Below are 21539 nucleotides of genomic sequence, written 5' to 3' on the forward strand. Positions count from 1 at the left end.
GCGCCGGTGAAGGCGCAGCCCGCTGATTAGCTGCAAATGCGCGCCACGGCGCGCGCGAATCGCGCCAGCCCCTCTTTCACATCCTGCTCAGGGATGATCAGCGACGGCGTGAAACGCACCACGTCCGGGCCGGCGATCAGCGCGATAACGCCTTCTTCATTGGCCAGCTGGGTGATCTGCTTCGCTTTGCCGGCATAGTCTTTCGTCAATTGGCAGCCGATCAGCAAACCGCCGCCGCGAATCTCGGCGAAAATCGGATACTGGCGGTTGATGTCGTTCAACCCGTCGATAAACCACTGGTGACGCTGTTTGACGCCTTCCAGCACTTCCGGGGTGTTGATGATGGAGAACACCGCTCCCGCCACCGCCGTCGCCAGCGGGTTGCCGCCGTAGGTCGTGCCGTGGGTGCCGACGCCCAGCGTTTTCGCCAGCGCATCGGTGGTCAGCATGGCGCCGATCGGGAAGCCGCCGCCCAGCGCTTTGGCCGTGGTCAGTACATCAGGCACCACGCCGTACTGCATGTAGGCATACAGATGGCCGGTGCGGCCGACGCCGGTCTGCACTTCGTCGAAGATCAGCAGCGCATTATGGCGATCGCACAGTTCACGCAGCCCCTGCAGGAAACTGCCTTCCGCCGGCAGCACGCCGCCTTCGCCCTGGATAGGCTCGACGATCACCGCACAGGTGCGATCGTTGATAAGCTCGGCCGCTGCGGCCAGATCGTTATACGGCGTATGGGTGATGCCGCCTGGCAGCGGCGCAAAGTCCTGCGAGTATTTTGGCTGGCCACCGGCGGACACCGTAAACAGCGTGCGGCCGTGGAACGCGTTGTTGAACGCCAAAATCTGATCTTTACCGGCGCCGTGCTGATCGTGCGCATGCTTGCGCGCCAGTTTCAGCGCCGCTTCGTTGGCTTCGGCGCCCGAGTTACAGAAGAACACCTTGTCGGCGAAGGTGGCGTCGATCAGCTTTTTGGCCAGGCGCAGCACCGGTTCGTTGGTATAGCCATTGCCCAGATGCCACAGTTTGCCCGCCTGCTCCACCAGCGCCGCCTTGACCGCCGGGTGCGCATGCCCCAACGCGTTAACCGCGATGCCGCCGGCGAAATCGATGTAAGACTTACCCTGCTGATCCCACACCTGCGATCCTTCTCCCCGCACCAGAATAAAATCGGCAGGGGCATAAACCGGGACCATCCAGTCATCGAAAGACTGACGGGTAACTGCGATTGGCTGTTCCATAGTGACCTCATAATCTCAGCAAAGGCTGAATTTTGACTGTAAGGACCGCTCAAGCCCGGCTAGGCCGCCACAATGCAAAAAAACCGTTGTTCAAAACCGACTTTCCGGGCGGAGAAAATGCTGTCCCTTACCGCTGATTTAGAAACAAATCTGTTACATAAAATCGGTTTTTCACTATTTATGGCGTATATCCGGTCCCTGAGCGGGGAGTAAATGTTAACGAGCAGTTAAAATACATGTCGTTTGATAAAGAGTGTAGAGCAGCTATCGTGCCAAAACGGGATTTTTGCCGGATTTTGCTATTTTTTACGTTAAAACAACGGCTTATAATGAATATTTATTCATTTTCTATGCATTGGTAATGCATAAATTAAAAAATAAGGCCTAAAATCATCCTTGCGCGCGAAATCCTATTCAATTACGAAAAACTTCAGGATTTCTGATCGGGCTCGCAAAAATAATTTCCCCCCTCTTTGCTCGCTGTCACACTTTTTGCCCCCATCGGGTGCAGCGGTGCGCCAAAATCGTGCAACGCGGCAGCGACGCAGAGATCCCACCCACCATGCTCCCGAAACAGGGCCGCGCTGACCGCGGCTCCTGCTTTGTGCGCCAGCGACTACACTGTGATCCTGACCGCCCCTTCTCTTCTGCGCACAAGGAGTCACCATGCCCAAGAAAACCGTCGATCTCAGCCAGCCGCACGCCCAGCACGACATCCACGCGTTTCTCGACGCGCTGAATACCGGCGGTGGTAAACCCATGGAACAGATGAAGCCCAAAGAGGCGCGCAGGGTCTTGGAGGACGCGCAACGCAGCGTCGAGGTGCCGCTGCGCGAGGTCGAGATCAGCGAGAAAACCATTCACGTAGAAGGTCAGGATATTCTGCTGCAGCTGGTGCGGCCGGCCAGGGTCAAAGAGGCGCTGCCGGTATTCATGTTCTTTCACGGCGGTGGCTGGGTGCTGGGCGATTTCCCCACCCATGAACGGCTGGTGCGCGATCTGGTGCACAGCTCAGGCGCGGCGGCGGTGTTCGTCAACTATCCCCGTTCACCGGAGGTGCGCTACCCTGAGGCGATCAACCTGGCTTACGCCGCCACCGAATGGGTGGCCGAGTACGGCGAGAAGATCAACGTCGACGGTTCGCGGCTGGCGGTGGTCGGCAACAGCGCCGGCGGCAATATGGCGGCGGTGGTCAGCCTGATGGCCAAAGAGAAAGGCATACCGGCGCTGCGTTGCCAGATCCTGCTGTGGCCCGTCACCCGCGCCCAGTTTGATACCGACTCCTATCATCAGTTCGCCGAAGGCCATTTCTTGACTCGCAACATGATGAAGTGGTTTTGGGACAGCTACGCGCCCGATAAGGCGCAGCGCAAAGACATCTACGCCTCGCCGCTCAACGCCACGCCGGAACAGCTGCGGGGTTTGCCGCCGGCGCTGGTGCAAACCGCCGAGCTGGACGTGCTGCGCGATGAGGGCGAAGCCTACGCGCGTCTGCTCGATACCGCCGGCGTCGAGGTCACCTCCACCCGCTATAACGGGCTGATCCACGACTACGGCCTGTTGAATCCGCTCGCCCACGTCCCGGCGGTGCATTCGGCGATCCATCAGGCCGGGCGCGCGTTGAAGCACTACCTGTCCTGACGCTAGCCGACCACGTGGCACGCCACCTGATGACCGGGCGCCACGCTACGCAGGCGCGGCGCCTGTTCACGGCACTGCGCCGTGGCCTGCGGGCAGCGCGGATGGAAACGGCAGCCGTGCGGCGGGTTGGCGGGATTGGGCGGCTCGCCGCTTGCTGCCCGCGGCGGAAAGCGATGTACATCCAGCGTCGGCACCGCCGCCAGCAAGGCCTGCGTGTAGGGATGCAGCGGCCGGCGAAATAACGCATCGCGGTCGGCGCTCTCGACAATCTGCCCCAGGTACATCACCGCCACGTCCTGACACAGATGCTCCACCACGCCGAGATCGTGCGAAATAAACAGCAGCGTCACCCCCTGCCGTTCTTGCAAATCGGAAAACAGATTGATGATCTGCGCCTGAATCGACACGTCGAGCGCCGATATCGGTTCGTCGGCGACGATAAACTCCGGCTGCAGGATCAGCGCGCGCGCGATGCCGATGCGCTGGCGCTGGCCACCGGAAAACTCATGCGGAAACCGCCCGTAATGCTGTGGAGACAGTCCGCAGATCGACAGGGTATCGAGCACCCGCTCGCGCAGTTCCGCCTTGCTCGCCAGGCCGTGCTGCAACAGCGCTTCGCCGATGGCGTCGCCCACGCGCAGGCGCGGATTCAGCGAGCTGTACGGATCCTGAAACACCAGCTGCATTTTCGGCCGCAGGGCGCGCAACGCCTCTTTGCTCAGGCTATCCAACGCCTGCCCTTTGAACATCACCTCGCCGGCGGTTTTGTCGTGCAGGCCAAGCAGCGTGCGGCCAACGGTGGTTTTGCCGCTGCCGGACTCGCCCACCAGCCCGAAAATGCGGCCCTTGCGAATGCTGAAGCTGACGTCGTCCACCGCCTTCAGCTGGCCGCTGGTTCGCCCGAACAGCCCGTCGCGCAGCGGGAAGTATTTCTTTAATCCTTTCACTTCCACCAGAGGTTCAGTCGACATGCGGGCGCCCTCCAGCGTTGAGGAAACAGGCGGACTGGCGCTGCGGCGTGCCGTACAGCGGCGGGATGCCATCGCGGCAGCGAGCGGAGGCCTGCGCACAGCGCTCGGCAAACGCACAGTGTTCTGGCAAGCGCGCCAGATCCGGCACCTGGCCGGGAATGGAATACAGACGGCGGAGCCGCTGGCCCGGCACCGGCCGCGAGGCGATCAGCCCCTGAGTATAAGGATGCCGCGGCTCGGCCAACACTTCCCGGGTCGTGCCCTGCTCGACGACGCGCCCGGCGTACATCACCGCCAGCCGGTCCGCCATCTGGGCGATCACCCCGAGATCGTGGGTGATCAAGATCATCGCCATGTTGTGTCGTCGGCTCTGCTCGCGCAGCAACGCCAGGATCTGCGCCTGTACCGTGACGTCGAGCGCCGTGGTCGGCTCATCGGCGATCAGCAGCGCCGGGCGGCATCCGATCGCCATGGCGATCATCACGCGCTGCAGCATGCCACCGGACAGTTGATGCGGGTAGCAGCGCATCAGCGCCTCCGCGCGCGCCAATCCCACTTCCGCCAGCCGTTGCACCGCCTGACCCCAGGCCGCTTTCGGCGACAGGGCCAGGTGGCGAATCAGCGGCTCCACCAGCTGTTCGCCGAGGGTCAACACCGGATTGAGTGCGCTCATCGGCTCCTGAAAGATCATCGCCAGCCGGTTGCCGCGCAGATCGGCCATCTTTGATGCCCGCAGCGACAGCAGGTTCTGCCCTTCAAAGCGAATTTCACCGCCGTCTACCTGCGCCAGCGGCTGCGGCAACAGCCCCATCAGCGCCATGGCGGTCACGCTTTTGCCGCAGCCCGACTCGCCGACGATCCCCAGCGTTTGCCCGGCCTGCAGCTCAAGGCTGACCTGCTGCACCGCCCGCACCGGCCCTTGCTCTCCCTGAAACGACACCGACAGTCGATCGAACGCCACCAGCGGTTGACTCATCGTGTTACCCCGTTCATTTTCGGATCGAGCGCGTCCCGCAGGCCGTCGCCCAAGATATTGATCGCCACCACGGTGACGAAGATCGCCAGCCCCGGCGGCATCCACAGCCAGGGGCGGCGCTGAAAGTCGATCAGGCTGTTGGCGGCATCCATCATGTTGCCCCACGATGGCGTCGGCGGCACCACGCCCAGCCCGAGGTAGCTCAGCGCCGATTCGCTGAGAATGGCGTTGGCCACCGCCATGGTGGCCACCACCACCAAAATCGGCACGGTGTTGGGCAGCAGATGGCCGAACAGACGCCGCCGGGTGGAGAGCCCCAGCACCTCGGTGGCCAGCATGAAATCCCGCTCGCGCAGCGACAGGATCTGGCCGCGCACCAGCCGCGCCAGCGACGGCCAGCCCAGCAGGCTCAGCATGATCATCACCATGTAGATGCGGTAGTCCGCCGAGACGTCGAGCTCGGTCAGCATCGCCCCCATAATGATCAGCAGCGGCAGGCCGGGGATGGTCATCAGCAGATCGGCGAAGCGCATGATCAGCCTGTCCGCCACGCCGCCCAGATAACCGGCAAGCGCCCCCAGCACATAGCCCAGCGTCACCGACAGCAGCATCGACACCAGGCCGATGGTCAGCGATATCCGCCCCGCCAGCAGCAGCCGGGTGCAGATATCGCGGCCGAGAAAGTCGGTACCCAACCAGTGCGCGCCGCTCGGCGCCTGATTGATATTCAGCACGTCGCCGGCGTCGTCGCGCCACGGCGACAACGACGGCCCAATCAGGCACAACAACGCCAACAGCACCAGCAACGCCAGCGAGATCATCGCCGGCCGGTGGCGGCGCAACCGTCGCCAGGCCTGCGCGGCGGGCGGCGGCGACAGTTGCGCCAGCGCCGGCAGCTGCGCCTGACGCCAGCGGCGGCGGCGGCCGAAAAACAGCGTAGCCAACATAGCGTTACCTCAAGCGAATGCGCGGATCGGCATAGGCGTACAGAATGTCCGCCAGCAGATTGCCGAGAATGGTCAGGGCCGCCAGAAACAGCGTGAATCCCATCAGTACCGGGTAATCACGCGCCGCCAGCGAATCGATATGGATATGCCCGGCGCCCGGCCAGTTGAAGATTTTTTCGGTGATCAGCGCGCCGGAGAACAATCCCGGCAGCTCGAACCCCAGCAGGGTGACGATCGGCAGCAGCGCATTGCGCAGCGCGTGTTTGAGGATCACCGTTTTCTCCCTGAGCCCCTTGGCGCGCGCGGTGCGGATATAGTCCATGCGGATCACGTCCAGCATGCTGGCGCGGAAATAGCGCGTCAGGCTGCCGGCCTGCAGCATCACCAGCGCCAGCACCGGCAGCAGCAGGTGCGCCGCCACCTCCAGTGCCCAGGCCAGCCCGCTCGCTTCGCTGCCGGTGCGCAGCATGCCGCCCGCCGGTAGCCAGTGCAGATCGACGGCGAACCATTTGATCAGCAGCAGACACAGGAAGAACGTCGGAAACGACATGGCGGCGAACACCGCCACGGTGATCAGATGATCGAACAGCGAATAGGGTTTCATCGCCGAGATCACCCCCACCGCCAGCGCGATGCCCCAATACAGCACCATCGCCACCGCCGCCAGCAGGAACGAGTTCCAGATGTATTGGTTCAGCAGCGTGCTGACCGGGATCTGATACTGCAGCGAAAAGCCGAGATCGCCCTGCAGCAGCCGGCCGAGCCAGTGCAGGTAACGGCTGAACAACGGCTGATCCAACCCGTACAGCGCCCGCAGCTCGGCGGCGCGTTGCGCGGTCAGGTTGATGTTGCCGTCGATAAAGTCGCCGGGCGCCAGGGCGAAGATGCAAAAAATCAGCAAGGAAGCCAACAGCAGCATCGGGATCGTCTGCAACAGACGGCGCAGGATAAAATTTCTCATCGCGAATTCCATCGCCACCGCCCGGAATGGCGCGGCGGCGTCAGGGCGTTACGGCGCCGGTTTGACGTTCGGCAGGCTGCCGACCAAGCCGTTGTAGATATCCGGTTTAAAGCCGGTGACGCGCGCGCTGCTGGCGCTCAAAATCTCGCGGTTGCCGAGCAGGATCACCGGCGGATCGTCCGCCAACGCCTGATACAGCTGATGGTACAACGGCTTGCGCTGCGCAATATCCAGCGTGGCGTTGGCCCTGGCGATCAGCGCATCCACCTGCGGGTTGTGATAACCGGTCTCGCTCTCGCGGCTGATGAAATCGCGCACGCCGTCGTGCGGATCGTTCAGCGTGCTGGTGCTGAGGGACGCCAGGTCATAGTTGCCCGCCTTGCGCTGCGCCAGCAGCGCGTTGAAATCCAATACCTGCGGTTTCAGCACCACGCCGAGCCGGCGGTAGTTGTCCTTGGCGATCGGCACCAGCGCATCGTTGATCAGCTTTTTGGTCACCAGCAGCGTCAGCTCCAGCTTTTTACCGTCTTTTTGCCGAATGCCGTCCGCGCCCACTCGCCAACCGGCCTCGTCCAACAGTTTCCCGGCCTTATCGAGATCGTAAGCGTAGGGATTGATGCCGTTGGCGTCGTAAGCCCAGGAGATCGGCGAGATCGGCTGGTTGGCGACCTTGCCGTAACCCTGGTACACCACGGCGATCAGCCTTTGCCGATCCAGGCCGTAGATCAGCGCCTGACGCACCCGTTTGTCCTGCAGCGCCGGGCGCTTGAGATTGAAGTCGATGCGGCTGTAATCGCTTGAGCTGTAGAGGTTGATATTGGCGAAGCCGAGCAGCTTGAGCTGTTCGATATCGTCCGGCTTGGCGGTAAAGGCGTCGTAGTCGGTCTCACCGGTCTGGAACAGCTGGAAGTTGGTGGCCGGGTTGGTGACGCGGTAGATAAAGCGCGCCATCGGCGGCGCACCGAGGTAGAAGTTCGGGTTGGCGTGGAAGCGGATCTCCTGCCCCGGCACGTACTTGTCGTAAATATAGGGGCCGTTGCCGAGCGGCTTGCCGTTCAAGGCGCGCACGCCGTCGAGCTTGCCGCGCTGATAGTCTTTGCCGTAGTAAGCCCGCGACAATACCGGCCCGCCGATCAGTTGCAACGTGGTCGCGCCCGGTTGGGTGGTGACGATCTGAATGGTGCGATCGTCGATCACCTTCAGGCCGCTGATGCCGGCCGCGGTGCCGTTTTTATACTCGGCGCCGCCCTGAATGTGCGCCGGCGTGATATCGGTATCGCCGTCATAGGCCGGATCGTGCAACAGCGTCAGGGTAAAGGCGATATCGTCGGCCTTCAGCGGCGAGCCGTCGCTGTAGAGCAGATTCGGCCGCAGCTTGATGGTGTAGGTCAGATTATCGGGGCTGACCTGCCAGGACTGCGCCAGGCGCCCTTCCGGTTTGCCCCGGCTGTCCAGGCCGATCAGGCGGCTGAAGATCACGTCGGTCACGTTCTCGTCCCAGCCGTTGGTGAACAGATACGGGTTGAAAATCCCCTGCGGCTCCGAGATGCCCGCCACCACGGTGTCTTTGCGCAGTTTGGCGGCGGCCGGCACCCGAGCGGCGTCGCTGGCCGGCGTGGTGCCTTCGGCCAGCGTTTCCGCCTGCGCGCCGGCGCTCAGCCCCAGCGCGCAGACCAACGCCAGCGGCGTCAGCCGATAGCGCAACAGTTTGTTTAGCCTATTTTTTATTCCACTCACCCACAGCCCCTCGTCTTCCCGTTGATAAAAATGTGACAAAATTTATCGCAGAGTAATGGGCGGCTGGAGGGCTGTCTAACAACGAAACCGGCATTCCATTGCCGAAAAAAGCATTATGAATTTTTCTGGGGCGAAGCGCCGTGCAAAATGCGGTTCAGCCTGCCGCCGCCAGCCCCCGGATAAGTTTGGCTAAGGTTTTGATCGCCTCTTCAAACCGATCGTTCCATTCAAAAGAGGCGTTGAGACGGAAGCAGTGGTTGAAATGGTCACCGGTCGTGAACATGCGCCCCGGCGCGATGCTGATCCCCCGGGAAAGGGCCCGCCGGTACAGTTCCATCGACGACAGCGCCGGATCCAGCTCCAGCCACAGGAAGTACCCGCCGTCGGGCTGGCTGACCTTCACCGTCGGCGGGAAATGGTGGGCGATCGCCTGACGCATCGCGCTTTGGCGCTGTGCCAGCAGGCGCCGCAGCCGCCGCAGATGGGTATCGTAGCCGCCGTGCAGCAGATAATCCGCCAGCGCCATTTGGGTCGGCACGCTGGTGGAAACGGTGCTCATCAGCTGCAAACGCTGGACCTGCTGCGCATAACGCCCCGCCGCCACCCAGCCGACGCGAAAGCCCGGCGCCAGGCATTTGGAAAACGACGAGCAATGCAGGATCTGGCCGCCGCTGTCGAGCGCTTTGGCCGGCAGCGGCCGTTCCGCGCTGAAGTACAGCTCACCGTAAACGTCATCTTCAATCAGCGAAATCTGCCGGTCGCGCAGCAGCGTCACCAGACGCTGTTTGTTGGCCTCCGGCAGGGTGGCGCCCTGCGGGTTCTGGAAGTGGGTCATCAGCCAGCAGGCTTTGATCGGATACTGTTCCACCGCCTGCTGCAGCGCGTCCAGATCGATACCGTCCTGCGGATGCGTGGCGATCGCCACCGCCTTTAACCGCAGCCGTTCCAGCGCCTGCAGCGCGCCGTAAAACGCCGGCGATTCGATCGCCACATAGTCGCCCGGTTGGGTCACCGCCTGCAGGCTGAGGCTGAGCGACTCCATCGCCCCGGCGGTGATGACGATTTCGTCCGGCGCGACCTGCATGCCGCTCAGCGCATAGCGTTGGGCGATGTGCCGCCGCAACGCGTCGTTGCCCGGCGGCAGGTTGGCCAGCGAACTGTGCGGCGTGAACTTGCGCGCTACGCTGCTCAGCGCCCGCGCCAGCTTCGGCTGGGCGAACAGCGTGGCGTCGGGAAAGGCCGAACCGAAAGGCACGATATCCGGATCCTTGCAGGCCTGCAGCACGTCGAAAATAAAGGCGTTGATGTCCACCTGCTCGCTCAGCAACAGCTTCTCGCCGCGCGAAGGCTGGGGCAGCGGCTGCGGGCGCGCCGCCACGTAGTAGCCCGACTGCGGCCGGGCGACGATCCATCCCTGGCTCTCCAGCAGTTGGTAAGACTGCACCACCGTCATCAGGCTTAATCCGGCGCGTTTGCCGCTCTCGCGCAGCGAAGGCAGCTTGTCACCCGCCCGCCACACCCGGTTTTGGATCTGTTCTCTAATCTGCTGCGCAAGCTGCTCGTATCGGGTCATAACCATTAACTGTTATATGAAAAAGTAAAATAACTGTCACTATTATAGTCACTGTACTCCGTGCTTAACTTAACGCCAAGTATTTCACATAAAAATGACAGCTATACTCAAGAGGCTAATTTATGTTCAACCCTAGGAGGCGCCATGCTGGGTCTTGATGCACTGGAACTCGCCAGAATACAGTTCGCCTTCACCGTGTCTTTCCATATCATCTTTCCCGCCATCACCATCGGTTTAGCCAGCTATCTGGCGGTGCTGGAAGGGTTATGGTTGAAAACGCACAATGAAGCCTATCGCGAGCTTTACCATTTCTGGTCAAAGATTTTCGCCGTTAACTTCGGCATGGGCGTGGTGTCCGGGCTGGTGATGGCCTATCAGTTCGGCACCAACTGGAGCTTCTTCTCCGAGTTCGCCGGCAGCATTACCGGGCCGCTGCTGACCTATGAAGTGCTGACCGCCTTCTTCCTCGAAGCCGGTTTCCTCGGCGTGATGCTGTTCGGCTGGAACCGCGTCGGCCCGGGGCTGCACTTCTTCGCCACCTGCATGGTGGCGCTCGGCACGCTGATCTCCACCTTCTGGATCCTGGCTTCCAACAGCTGGATGCAGACGCCGCAGGGGCATGAAATCATCAACGGCCAGGTGGTGCCGGTCGACTGGCTGAAGGTGATCTTCAACCCGTCCTTCCCGTACCGCCTGCTGCACATGTCCACCGCAGCCTTCCTCTCCTCGGCGTTCTTCGTCGGCGCCTCCGCCGCCTGGCACCTGCTGCGCGGCCGCGACACCCCGGCGATGCGCAAGATGCTGTCGATGGCGATGTGGATGGCGCTGATCGTCGCGCCGGTGCAGGCGCTGATCGGCGATGCGCACGGACTGAATACGCTGAAACACCAGCCGGCGAAGATCGCCGCCATTGAAGGCCACTGGGAAAACCCGCCGGGCGAAGCCACGCCGCTGATCCTGGTCGGTTGGCCGGACATGCAGCGCGAAGAGACCCGCTTCAAGCTGGAGGTGCCGTACCTCGGCAGCCTGATCCTGACCCACAGCCTGACCGAACAGGTACCGGCGCTCAAATCCTTCCCGCCGGAAGATCGCCCCAACTCCACCGTGGTGTTCTGGTCGTTCCGCATCATGGTCGGACTGGGCATGCTGATGATACTCGCCGGGGTGTGGAGCCTGTGGCTGCGCTGGCGCGGCGGGCTGTATCAGTCGCGTCCGTTCCTGTACTTCATCCTGTGGATGGGGCCTTCCGGATTGCTGGCGCTGCTGGCGGGCTGGTTCACCACCGAGATCGGCCGCCAGCCATGGGTGGTATACGGCCTGCTGCGCACCAAGGACGCGGTCTCCGCGCACGGCGACCTGCACATGAGCATCAGCCTGCTGGCGTTCATTATTGTCTACTGCTCGGTGTTCGGCGTGGGGTATTCCTACATGATGCGCCTGATCCGCAAAGGGCCGCAGCCGCATGAACACCAAGAAGACAATACCGAGGGCCGCCCGGCACGTCCGCTGTCCGCGGTCAACGACACTCTGGACGACAGGAGCTGAACATGGGTATCGATCTTCCGCTGATTTGGTTTGTGATCATCGTGTTCAGCACCATGATGTACGTGGTGATGGACGGTTTTGACTTGGGCATCGGCATCCTGTTTCCGTGGGTGAAAGAGAGCGGCGACCGCGATCTGATGATGAACACCGTCGCCCCGGTGTGGGACGGCAATGAAACCTGGCTGGTACTGGGCGGTGCGGCGCTGTTCGGCGCCTTCCCGCTGGCCTACTCGGTGATCCTCGACGCGCTGGCCATCCCGCTGACGCTGATGCTGATCGGGCTGATTTTCCGCGGCGTGGCCTTCGAGTTTCGCTTCAAGGCGAAGCCGGAGAAACGCCACATCTGGGATAAGGCGTTCATCTGGGGCTCTGTCTTCGCCACCTTCAGCCAGGGTGTGGTGGTAGGCGCCGTGATCAACGGCTTCCCGGTCGAAGGCCGCACCTACGCCGGCGGCGCGCTGGACTGGCTGACGCCGTTTGCGCTGTTCTGCGGGCTGGGGCTGGTGGTGACCTACGCCCTGCTCGGCTGTACCTGGCTGGTGATGAAAACCGCCGGTGACCTGCAGGCGCGCATGTATCACCTGGCGACACCGCTGCTGGCGATCCTGTTGCTGGTGCTGGCCGCGGTCAGTATTTGGACGCCGATCGCGCATCCGGAAATCGCCGCCCGCTGGTTTACGCTGCCGAACCTGTTCTGGCTGCTGCCGGTGCCGGTGCTGGTGCTGCTCAGCGCCTGGGGGATTCAACGCGGGGTGAAACGCGGCGCGCACTACTCGCCGTTCATACTGACGCTGCTGCTGGTGTTTCTCGGCCTGAGCGGGCTTGGCATCAGCATCTGGCCGCACCTGATCCCGCCGGCCATCAGCCTGTGGGACGCCGCCGCCCCGCCACAGAGCCTCGGCTTTATGCTGGTGGGCGCGCTGTTCATCATCCCGATCATTCTGGTCTACACCTTCTGGAGCTACTACGTGTTCCGCGGCAAGATCAGCCATGAACACGGCTATCACTGAGAAGGGAGGACGCTATGCAAGATAAAACGGCAACCGCCGCGCCGGCGCCCTGGTGGAAACGCATCGGTTGGCTGGTGATCATCTGGAGCGCCAGCGTGCTGGGGCTGTTCGTGGTCGCCTCGCTGTTCCGCCTGCTGATGACCGCGGCGGGCATGAAGTCGCATTGACGCGGCGCCTTATCGGGCCGCGCTGTTGGGAAAGTAGAAGGATACCACCAGCGTGACCAGCGGCAAGGCGCCGATCTTCACCAGTTCGAACGCTTGCCTCAGTGCTTCGTTTTTCTCCCAATACGCGTGGGCGGCAAATACGCCCACGCTAACCGCGAATATCCCGCACAGCACCTGGCGCGCCAGGCGCAGCCGCTCCATTTCGTCGAAGACCAAGACCTGCTCCAGATAAACCTGGCTGGCCTCATCGTGCAAATTACGGCTTTCGATGTTCATGGGAAGATCTCCACGACCCGCCCCACCGCTTCAAGCTGTTCACCCTTCTCCCGTACAATGCCAAGAGAAGTACCATCCTGTTTCATCCAGTACTTATCGGCAAGGGTAATCAGTGCAAACGCCATTTTGATTACCTCCGTTTTTTCCATCCCGTGACGCCGGGCAATATCGTTCAGATCATCATCAATTTTGTTCGATAACCGAATCGGCAAGCTGCGCATAGTCCACCTCCTGTGGCCGTTGATTCACAGGGGGAAAGTCTACTGGAAGGGCAAATATCGTTCAATTAGTGAACTGCGTAACGCCTCGCACGATCCACATGCAACGCTAATGCGGTTTGCGCCCCATCGCGCTGAGGAAGCGCTGCTGCAGGCGCAACAGCGCCTCCAGCTCCAGCAGGCGGTAGTCGATGCCGAAACGCGGCGCCACCTCGCCGATGATGCGGCTCAGCGCCGGGTAATGGCGGTGGCTCCAGTGCGGGAACAGATGATGCGTCAAATGCAGGTTCGCCCCGCCGAGCCAGTATCCCAGCCAGCGCGGCCGGGTCAGCCAGTCGAAGGTAGTGGCGAACACATGGTGATACCAGCCGTGCGGCATCGCACCCTGCGCCGGCGCCTGATAAAAATTGGCTTTGGCCCAGTGGGTGCCGATGATCAACATCACGAACAGCAATGAAGAAAGCATCTGGCTCAGCAAATAGACCAGCAGAATTTGCCCGATGCCGATGGCCGGCGGCAGCAGCCAGCACGGGATCGCCAGCGCCAGCAGCAGGTGCGCCGCCTTGCCCGCCAGAAATCCGCACCAGCCGCGCACGCCCTGCTGCGCCATGCGCGCCGCCACGCGGGTGCGGCCCGCCCGGTCCAGCCAGTCGAACAGCCAGATGTAGTACGGGAACGTCAGCGCCGCCACCAGCGGCCAATAGTAACGCTGGGCGCGCATAAAGGGCCGCCAGCGCTGGAACGGCGTTTGCCGCAGCACGCCGTTGGCGTCGATGTCGGGGTCGTAATGTTCGATATTGTTATGGGCATGGTGAAACAGCACGTGGCGCACGCGCCAGCAGTCGGGATCCAGCCCCAGTGGGACGCTCACCAGGGCGTTCAGCCAGCGGTTGGCCCAGGGCCGACGGAAAAACGCGTTATGCGAGGCGTCGTGCACCACGTTCACCGTCAGGAACATGCCGATAAAGATAAAGCCGAAATAACAGGCGAAAAACGCCCAGCCGTTTTGCTGCTGCAGGCTCAACCCGTAACACAGGCCGCACAGCGTCAACAACAGCGCCACCTTCACCAGCATGCCGCCGTCGGCGAAGCGGTGATCGCCGTTGGCCGCCAGATAATGCTGGGCGGCCTGCATCAGCGCGCGATGTAGCCCACTGTCGTCGCGCTGATAGGCTAACGGGCGCAGCGGTTTCATGGCTGCCCCATAAGGCGCAAGAAGCGCTGTTGCTGCGCCAGCAGTTCGCGATAGCCGATGCAGCGATACACCATGCCGTGCCGCTGCGCCACTTCCGCCACCGCGGCGGCCAGCGCCGGATAGTGGCGGTGATTCCAGCCGGGAAACAGGTGGTGGGTCAGGTGATAGTTCAGCCCGCCGGTCAGGTGCTCCAGCCAGCGCGGCTCAGGCTGCCAATCGCAGGCGGTGGCGAAATTGTGCCGGTACCAACCGTGCGGCATGCTGTCGCCCGCCGGCGCCGGGTAAAACTCGGCCTGCGCCCAGTGGGTGCCCAGCAGCAGGAACACCACCAGCAGCGAGGCAAACATCTGGCTGAGCGCGTAAGCCAACAGCACCCAGCCCCAACCGATGCCGTGCAGGTGGCACAGGATCAGCGGCACCACCAGCACCAGCGCCACATGGAGCAATTTGCACAGCACGAACAGCGCCCAACCGCCGCGCCCCGCCAGCACGCGTTTTTCCCGCAGCGGCGTTTTATCGAGCCGATCGGACCAATCGAAAATCCACGCGATGTAGGGTAGCGAGAGCGCGGCGATCAGCGGCCAGTACAGATGCTGATAGCGCATATGCGGCCGCCAGCGCTGGAACGGCGTCTGGCGGAAAAAGCCGTTCTCTTCGGTGTCCAGATCGTAGTGTTCGACGTTGGCGTAAACGTGGTGGTAATCCACGTGCCGCGTGCGCCAATAGTCCGGATCGACGCCCAGCGGCAGCGTCACCAACCGCCCCACCAGGCGATTGGCCCAGGGCGCGCGCAAGAAGGCGTTATGCGAAGCATCGTGATTGACGTTGACGTTGAGCAGCATGCCCATGGCCACGAACAGGAAATAGCAGAGGAAAAACGCCCAGGGCTGATGCTGCATCAGGCTCAGGGCATAAAACCCGACGCACAGCGCCAGCAACAGCGCGGCCTTGGCCAGCCGCGCGGTATCGGCATAGCGATGATCGCCCCCCAGGCAGGCGTGTGCCGCGCGCTTGAGATCGCGGTGAAACGCCTGCTCGCCATCGGTGGGGAAACGCAGCGGCGGTAATGATTCAGCCATGCGGTTCCTCCACGGCGGCCGGTGCGGCCACTCGCCCCCAGCCCAGCGCCACGCACAGGGCATGCAGCGCCACGGCGGCCATGGCGATATGCCAATAGCGCTGCGGCCAGCCAAGATAACCGATAAACAGCAGCGGCATGCCCAGCGCGATCAGCAGCCAGACGGCGCTCGCCCACGGCCGCCCTTCCGTCATGCCGCCCAGCGCCACCGAGCCCAACGCCAGCAGCACCAGCAGCGCCATTTGCGGCCAGCTGATGTCGCCGTAACCATAACCGTATTGGTAGACGTAACCGACCACCAGCGAGAACAACAGCATGGCGCCGCTGAAGACGCTGAGCGCCGAACGGCGGTCGCGCGGCCGGCCCGGTGCCGGGCGCCAGGCCAGACGGAAATAGCGCAGGAACGGCAGATTGCTCGCCCAGAATGGGTTCGCGGACGGCCGATCGCCGCTGACGCCGTAGCTGAACGGCGTGGTCGGTAGCGCCGGGCAGAACGTGCCGAACAGCTTGTCCCAAAAGATAAAGCTGCCGCCGAAGTTCTTATTGGAATACGCCATGTCCTTGACGTGATGCACCCGGTGGTGTGCCGGCGTGACCAGGATTTTTTCCAGCATGCCCAGCTTCGGCGTCAGCGCATTGTGGTTAAACAGCTGAATGCTGTAGTGAAAAATCGACACCGCGACGAACACCGACAGCGGCACGCCCGCCAGCGCCAGCAGCAAAAAGAACGGGATCGACGTCAACGACGAATACCAGGAGTTGCGCACCCCCAGCGACAGGTTGAAGTGCTCCCCCTGGTGGTGCACCACGTGTACCGCCCACAGCACGCGGAAGCGGTGGTGCAGGCGATGCAGCCAGTAGAAACCGAAGTCCCACGCCAGCAGGGCGAACAGCCACATCAGCAGCGGCGGCCAGGCATCCAGCAGCCCCAGGCTGAAATGCGCGGCCACGTAGCCGTAGCAGGTGATCTCCAGCCCGCGGAACAGCCACAGCATGATATGGCCGGAGTTCAGATTGAACACCAGATCGTGCCAGTTGACCGGCTCACGGCGCCCCCACTGCAGCGCCACCGCCTCGGCCACCACGATGAACAGCATGAACACTATCGGCAACGCCAGATCGCTCATCCCACTTCTCCTTTAACCACGCGCCGGCGCAGGGCCTTTATGCGCAGGGCCAGCCAGCCGGCGAACAGCGCCAGCAGCGCACCACCGGCCAGATCGACAAACAAATGGCGGCGCAGCTGCAGGATGGAGAACGCGATCGCCACGCCCCACAGCATCCACAGCGCCGTCCGCACTTTGCGCTCGCCGTCGCTCAGCGCCCACACCGCCAGCACCGTCAGCGCCATGTGCAACGACGGCAGGCAGTTTTGCGGCGAATCCACCTGCGTTAACGCCGCCAGCAGCTGCGCGCTGATCCCTACGCCCTCGTTCTGCGGGTAGGCCATGGTGGTCGGCCACAGCAGGTAAACTGCCCCGGCGCCGAGCGCCGTCAGCTGCATCGCCAGCGTCAGCCATTTGATTCGCTGCAGCGGCGCCAGCAAATAGCCCGCGGGGACGATGAGGAAGAACGAAAGATAGAGCCAAATGGCCGCCGGGTTAAACGGGATCGCCCGGTCAAGCGCCGACAGCGGCAGCAAAGTTCCCGCCCCCTGCAAACGATCGGTCAGGCTATACACGACCCCGACCGTCCCCCAGCCGAGCAACATGTGCCCTAGCCTGAACAGCGTATTCTTCATGCTTCCTCCGCCTGGCGCACGATACGCCGCCGCTTGCGATCGAACTGCGGCAAAACCGCCTGCGCCGTCAGCCGCCATTCGAGCCGATCGGTGGCGATGCCCTGGCGAGCGAACAGCGCGATCAGCTGCGCCTGGCAGTGCGCCAACGCCGCCGGGCTGCAATCGGCGATCAGCTCCAGCCGATGCTCGCCGCGCTGGATAAGGCGGTAATCGCTGGTCAGCGGCAACGCATTGGCGATCGTCCGGCTGCAGGCATCGGCGAACACCGCCTGCGGTTGCCGCTGCGCATCGGGTAACATCAGCTGATCGTCGCGCCGCCCTTCGATACGCGCAATCGCCCGCGTCGGCTGCCCGCACGGGCAGGGTTCCTTGCGCAGCACCAGCACATCGTCCAGCCGATAACGCACGATCGGCTGCGTGCTGCGGGTGAAATCAGTGATCAGCGGCGTAAAACGCTGCTCGTCGATCCACTGCGGTTCGATATGCAAAAACTCTTCGTTCAGATGCAGCGTGCCGTGCGCGCAGCTGGCGGCAAGGAACCCCTCGGTGGCCTGATACACTTCGCCGACCGCCGGGAACACCTGCATCAGCAGACGGCGATCCTGCTCTTCCAACACCTCGGCGACCGAGATCGCTTTTTTGACCGGCAGCTTCACCTGCCCGGCCAGCACCGCCAGCGCCAGGGCGCGCAGCACCTGCGCCGGGGCCACGATGATGCTGGGCGCCTGCCGTTCCAGTGCGGGCAGATGCTCGCTGAACGGCGCCAGCAGATCGTAAAACGCCAGGCTCAGCCAACGGTTGTTTACGCTGTGATAGAGATTATTGTCCGCCCGCAGAAACAGGGCGACGCGCTCGCCGGCCAACAGCCCGTCCGGCAGCATCTTCGCCAGCATGCCACCGGCCCACACCTGCTGTTCGCGCGGGCTGACGACAAACACGCCGCGCTGCCCGGAGGTGCCGGACGACAACCCGACGCTGTAGCGCCCGATCTTCGGCGTGAAATCGCGATCCGCCTCGCTGCGCTGCGCGCAGGCCAGCACCGCCTCCCGGCTCAGCCCGGCGGTATTCATCCGGTCAAACTGCGCCATCATCAGCGCCTTGTCCATCTGCGGCCATTCGGCGAACGGCCGGCGGTTGAAGCACTGAAAATAGGGGCTCTTGCTCAGCACCCGGCGGGCAAAGCCCGCGAGCTGCCGGGCCTGATGCGCCTCCAGCGCCGCACGATCGCCAAAGCGCAGGCGCCGGGCGCGGAAATAGTGCCACAGGGTCATGAAGGGGATCACAGGTCCCCCTCGTGGCACAGCAAAATGTTGACCTGGCCGCCCGCCCACAGTTGGTTAAGCCGTTCCAGCGTGCGGGTGTACGCCACCGCGTCGTCCATCACCAGATTGGCCAGGCGCGAAGGCCCGCGCAGCGTCTGGTAGCTCTGCGGCGACCAGGCGGCGTCGCTGGCCAACAGCGTCCAGCCGGCGTCGGTGAGGATAAAGGCGCCGATATGGCCGGCCGCATGCCCCGGCAGCGGCACCAGGACAATCTGCCCTTCGCTGCCCGGCAGCGCGTAACCGCGATCGAACGGCGCCAGCAGCGCGGGCAACGCCACCGAGGGAAAAGCCTCCATAAACTGCAGACGACTCTCGAAATCCGCCGGGATCAGGCCGGGAATAAAGGCGCGCTTGAGCGCCGCGAAACCGCGCAGCCCGCGGGTTTGCTGCCAGCCTTCGCCGGAGCAAATAAAATCGAGGTGGCTGAAATCCTGCAGCCCGGCGATGTGATCCGCGTGAAAGTGCGAGACGATCAGCGCCTGGATGTCGCCTTCGGCGTAGCCGGCTTCGCGCAGCTGATGCGCCAACGACTCGGCGGGATCGAAATAGACCGGCGTCATGCGGCGGTAAAGGCTGAATACCCCCGACTGCGTGTGCTGCTGAAAATAATGCGCGTAGCCGGTATCCCACAGCCAGCGGCGCTGCCCCACCTCCAGCAGATAGGCGCGTGCCGGGAATTTACACACCCGGAACCCGGCGCCGCGCAGCGCCATGCAGCCGATATGCGTGCAATAGCCCACTTCAAATACGGTGACCTTAGCCATGCTGTATGCCTCCTTGCTGCCGCAGCCACTCGCCGGTCAGGCGGATCCCCTCCTCCATTGAGTAACGCGGCCGATAGCCCAGCTCTTCGATCGCGCGGGTCTGGCTCAGGGTCATGTCAAAATGCACCGCCGCCACGCTGTAGCGCGTCAGCAGCGGTTCCTTGCCGCTCAGGCTTGCCCACAGCTCCATGCCGCCGGCCAGCGCCTGCAACAGTGGATACGGCACGGCCTGCAGCCGGTAACGCAGCCCCAGCTCCTGGCGCAGCAGCGCATCCAGCATCTCCGCCAGCCGCTGCGGTTGGTGGTTGGTGATGTTGTACACGGCGCCGGACGGCAATCCGCGTTGCCGGCTGGCCAGCTCCATGGCGTGCACCACGTTCGGAGCAAAGGTCAGATCCAGCAACGCCTGCCCGCCGCCGGGCAAGCGCAGCACGCCGCGATCGCGTTCGAGCTGTTGCAACAGCCGCGGCACGATCACCCGATCGTGCGGGCCAAACAGGCCGCGCGGCCGCAGAATAATATAGGTGGTTTGCGGGTAGATCTTCGCCTGCGCCAACAGCCGCTGCTCGGCGGCGTGCTTGCTGGCGGCATAGTGGTTGGCGAAGCGCCGGGCGCGATAACCCTCATCAAGATCGTAATGCGGCTGAAAATCGAAGTAGATTGCCGGCGTGGAGATATGCACGAAGCGCCGCACGCCGCAGCGCCCGGCCGCCTCCGCCAGCTTGTCCGTCGCTGCGGCGTTGATGCGGTGAAATTCCGCTTTGCTGCCCCAGGGCGAAGACTTGGCCGCACAGTGCCACACCCACTCGCAGTCGGTCACCAGCTCCCGGCACTGCTGCGGCGTGGCCTGCGCCAGATCGAGCGAGTAAAATTCGGCGCCCAGTTGACGCAACGCTTCGCCGGCCAGCTCATCGCGGCCGGTGGCGCGCACCTGATGCCCGGCCTCCAGCAACCACTCCGCCGCGTTGCGCCCCAGCCCGCTGGTCGCCCCGCTCACCAGCACCCTCATGGCAGCAACACCATGCCGGCCAGCGCCAGCCCGGCGGCGGTGCCGATCAGCATCACCGGCTGCCCGGGGTTGAAGCGCCCGGTGGTCACGGCGGCATGCAGCGCGGTCGGGATAGAGGCCGCCACCTGGTTGCCGTGATGGCGGTAGATGTCCACCAGCGCCTCGCTGGAGACGTGCAGCCGTTTGCGCATATGTTCGAGCGACAAATGGCTGGCCTGGTGCGGCACCACGGTGGCGATCTGCCCCAGGGTCAAGCCGCTGGCGCTCAGCAGCCGGTCGAGGTAGCCCTCAATCAGCGCCGACGCCTGACGGAACAGCGGCTTGCCCTGCATATGAAACAGGAAGTCTTGCTCGCACATGCCGGCGCGCGGGTTACGGCGCGTGCCGCCGGCGCGGATCTCGCACAGTTCGCTGCCGGCGGGATAGGTTTCCACCAGGCTGGCGAGGATACCGCCTGTGCCGTCACCGCGCTCCACGATGGCGCAGGCGGCGCCGTCGCCAAAGATCAGCGACGATTCTTCGTGCTGCCAGTCGATGCCGCGCGAAGCGAGATCCGCCGAGACGATGGCGATACGCCGATACGTCCCGGCGTTCAACAGCCCCGCCGCCACCTGCAGCGCAGAGATAAAGCTGACACAGCTGCTGTTGATGTCGAAGCCCGGCGTACCCGGTGCCAGTCCGGCGACCTTGAGAATATGCGCGGCGGTGCACGGCAGCGCCTGCACCGCTATCGCCGAGGCGGAGATCAAAAGGTCAATGGAGGCTGCCGGAATGGCGCTGCGGGCCAGCGCGTCTTGCAGCGCGGCGGCGGCGAGCTCGGCCTGGCTGGCGTCGTCGGCGGCATGATAGCGGTAAACGATGCCCGAGCGTTTTTCAACGTAGCCGGCCGGTTTCCCCAGGCGGGCATCGAGCGTAGAGGAGGCCACGCGGTTGGGCGGCAACGCAGCCCCGGTGGCGATGATTTTCAGAGGCAACAGCTCGGGTGAGCGACATTGTGTGGTCATTATTGTTGTTGATTAACCTGACTATCCATAAAGCGATTCTCCCGCACGGCGCAAAGGCCATGCGGATCATCCCCGGTTTTTATGTCCCAAAAGGCCTTTCATCAAGGCGGTATCTCTTGTTATCAGCTGGCGCGGGCCGACGTCCGTCGGCGGAAGCATAAGC

At 63.3% G+C, this 21539-nt stretch carries 21 protein-coding genes; 4 read left to right on the forward strand and 17 right to left on the reverse strand.

The features are described 5' to 3' along the window. Window positions 1-26: 26 nt before the first annotated feature. Window positions 27-1241, reverse strand: a complete 1215-nt coding sequence (locus tag C3F38_RS17065) for an aspartate aminotransferase family protein (RefSeq protein WP_055316808.1) — start codon at window positions 1239-1241, stop codon at window positions 27-29. A gap of 666 nt (window positions 1242-1907) precedes the next feature. Here C3F38_RS17065 and C3F38_RS17070 point away from each other — a divergent pair. Beyond that, on the forward strand, window positions 1908-2882 hold the full coding sequence (locus tag C3F38_RS17070; protein WP_038877025.1) for an alpha/beta hydrolase: 975 nt from the start codon (window positions 1908-1910) through the stop codon (window positions 2880-2882). 2 nt (window positions 2883-2884) lie between these two features. Here the strand turns inward: C3F38_RS17070 and C3F38_RS17075 are convergent, their stop codons facing one another. The 6 genes from C3F38_RS17075 to C3F38_RS17100 all read right to left on the reverse strand — a co-directional run bounded on the left by C3F38_RS17075 (window position 2885) and on the right by C3F38_RS17100 (window position 10047). Further along, entirely contained in the window at window positions 2885-3853 is a 969-nt protein-coding gene (locus tag C3F38_RS17075) for an ABC transporter ATP-binding protein (RefSeq protein ID WP_047730512.1), read from the reverse strand. Continuing rightward, window positions 3843-4829: an ABC transporter ATP-binding protein gene (locus C3F38_RS17080; protein ID WP_047730511.1), complete on the reverse strand. Its 987-nt coding sequence runs from the start codon at window positions 4827-4829 to the stop codon at window positions 3843-3845. The genes C3F38_RS17075 and C3F38_RS17080 overlap by 11 nt, the downstream gene beginning before the upstream one ends. After that, window positions 4826-5776, reverse strand: a complete 951-nt coding sequence (gene opp4C, locus C3F38_RS17085) for an oligopeptide ABC transporter permease (RefSeq protein WP_048234330.1) — start codon at window positions 5774-5776, stop codon at window positions 4826-4828. Before opp4C ends, C3F38_RS17080 begins: the two co-directional genes overlap by 4 nt. Window positions 5777-5780: 4 nt before the next feature. Then, the gene (locus tag C3F38_RS17090) at window positions 5781-6737 is read right to left on the reverse strand and encodes an ABC transporter permease (protein WP_048234726.1); all 957 of its coding nucleotides are present in this window, start codon (window positions 6735-6737) and stop codon (window positions 5781-5783) included. Between the two features lie 48 nt (window positions 6738-6785). Next, on the reverse strand, window positions 6786-8441 hold the full coding sequence (locus C3F38_RS17095) for an ABC transporter substrate-binding protein (RefSeq protein WP_055316810.1): 1656 nt from the start codon (window positions 8439-8441) through the stop codon (window positions 6786-6788). Window positions 8442-8628: 187 nt separating this feature from the next. Continuing rightward, a complete protein-coding gene (locus tag C3F38_RS17100) occupies window positions 8629-10047 on the reverse strand; it encodes a PLP-dependent aminotransferase family protein (RefSeq protein ID WP_038877016.1) in 1419 nt (472 codons plus the stop codon). 144 nt (window positions 10048-10191) lie between these two features. Between C3F38_RS17100 and C3F38_RS17105 the strand changes: the two genes are divergently transcribed. Genes C3F38_RS17105 through C3F38_RS17115 form a run of 3 tightly spaced genes read left to right on the forward strand, consistent with a single transcriptional unit; the run spans window position 10192 to window position 12769 of the window. Then, the gene (locus C3F38_RS17105) at window positions 10192-11592 is read left to right on the forward strand and encodes a cytochrome ubiquinol oxidase subunit I (RefSeq protein ID WP_004934615.1); all 1401 of its coding nucleotides are present in this window, start codon (window positions 10192-10194) and stop codon (window positions 11590-11592) included. Between the two features lie 2 nt (window positions 11593-11594). Continuing rightward, complete coding sequence (gene cydB, locus C3F38_RS17110; protein WP_038877014.1) at window positions 11595-12602, forward strand: cytochrome d ubiquinol oxidase subunit II; 1008 nt, start codon at window positions 11595-11597, stop codon at window positions 12600-12602. Window positions 12603-12616: 14 nt separating this feature from the next. Further along, window positions 12617-12769: a DUF2474 domain-containing protein gene (locus C3F38_RS17115; RefSeq protein ID WP_071605360.1), complete on the forward strand. Its 153-nt coding sequence runs from the start codon at window positions 12617-12619 to the stop codon at window positions 12767-12769. Window positions 12770-12778: 9 nt separating this feature from the next. Here the strand turns inward: C3F38_RS17115 and C3F38_RS17120 are convergent, their stop codons facing one another. The 10 genes from C3F38_RS17120 to C3F38_RS17165 all read right to left on the reverse strand — a co-directional run bounded on the left by C3F38_RS17120 (window position 12779) and on the right by C3F38_RS17165 (window position 21376). Continuing rightward, window positions 12779-13045, reverse strand: coding sequence for a hypothetical protein (locus C3F38_RS17120; protein WP_055313318.1), 267 nt, complete (start codon window positions 13043-13045; stop codon window positions 12779-12781). Then, entirely contained in the window at window positions 13042-13266 is a 225-nt protein-coding gene (locus C3F38_RS17125) for a hypothetical protein (RefSeq protein ID WP_025303190.1), read from the reverse strand. Before C3F38_RS17125 ends, C3F38_RS17120 begins: the two co-directional genes overlap by 4 nt. Window positions 13267-13372: 106 nt before the next feature. After that, entirely contained in the window at window positions 13373-14458 is a 1086-nt protein-coding gene (locus C3F38_RS17130; RefSeq protein ID WP_055316812.1) for an acyl-CoA desaturase, read from the reverse strand. After that, entirely contained in the window at window positions 14455-15537 is a 1083-nt protein-coding gene (locus C3F38_RS17135; RefSeq protein WP_055316814.1) for an acyl-CoA desaturase, read from the reverse strand. The genes C3F38_RS17130 and C3F38_RS17135 overlap by 4 nt, the downstream gene beginning before the upstream one ends. Next, the gene (locus C3F38_RS17140) at window positions 15530-16663 is read right to left on the reverse strand and encodes a sterol desaturase family protein (protein ID WP_048234334.1); all 1134 of its coding nucleotides are present in this window, start codon (window positions 16661-16663) and stop codon (window positions 15530-15532) included. The genes C3F38_RS17135 and C3F38_RS17140 overlap by 8 nt, the downstream gene beginning before the upstream one ends. Beyond that, complete coding sequence (locus C3F38_RS17145; protein WP_038877000.1) at window positions 16660-17277, reverse strand: phosphatase PAP2 family protein; 618 nt, start codon at window positions 17275-17277, stop codon at window positions 16660-16662. The genes C3F38_RS17140 and C3F38_RS17145 overlap by 4 nt, the downstream gene beginning before the upstream one ends. Further along, a complete protein-coding gene (locus C3F38_RS17150) occupies window positions 17274-18560 on the reverse strand; it encodes a F390 synthetase-related protein (protein WP_055316818.1) in 1287 nt (428 codons plus the stop codon). Before C3F38_RS17150 ends, C3F38_RS17145 begins: the two co-directional genes overlap by 4 nt. Further along, window positions 18557-19363 carry an MBL fold metallo-hydrolase gene (locus tag C3F38_RS17155; protein WP_038876996.1) on the reverse strand — a complete coding sequence of 269 codons (807 nt, stop codon included), beginning with the start codon at window positions 19361-19363 and terminating at the stop codon, window positions 18557-18559. Before C3F38_RS17155 ends, C3F38_RS17150 begins: the two co-directional genes overlap by 4 nt. After that, on the reverse strand, window positions 19356-20372 hold the full coding sequence (locus tag C3F38_RS17160) for an NAD(P)-dependent oxidoreductase (RefSeq protein ID WP_055316820.1): 1017 nt from the start codon (window positions 20370-20372) through the stop codon (window positions 19356-19358). Before C3F38_RS17160 ends, C3F38_RS17155 begins: the two co-directional genes overlap by 8 nt. Further along, a complete protein-coding gene (locus C3F38_RS17165) occupies window positions 20369-21376 on the reverse strand; it encodes a 3-oxoacyl-[acyl-carrier-protein] synthase III C-terminal domain-containing protein (protein WP_038876992.1) in 1008 nt (335 codons plus the stop codon). The genes C3F38_RS17160 and C3F38_RS17165 overlap by 4 nt, the downstream gene beginning before the upstream one ends. Window positions 21377-21539: the final 163 nt, after the last annotated feature.

It is taken from the genome of Serratia sp. SSNIH1, from assembly GCF_002935055.1.
Taxonomy (GTDB): domain Bacteria; phylum Pseudomonadota; class Gammaproteobacteria; order Enterobacterales; family Enterobacteriaceae; genus Serratia; species Serratia nevei.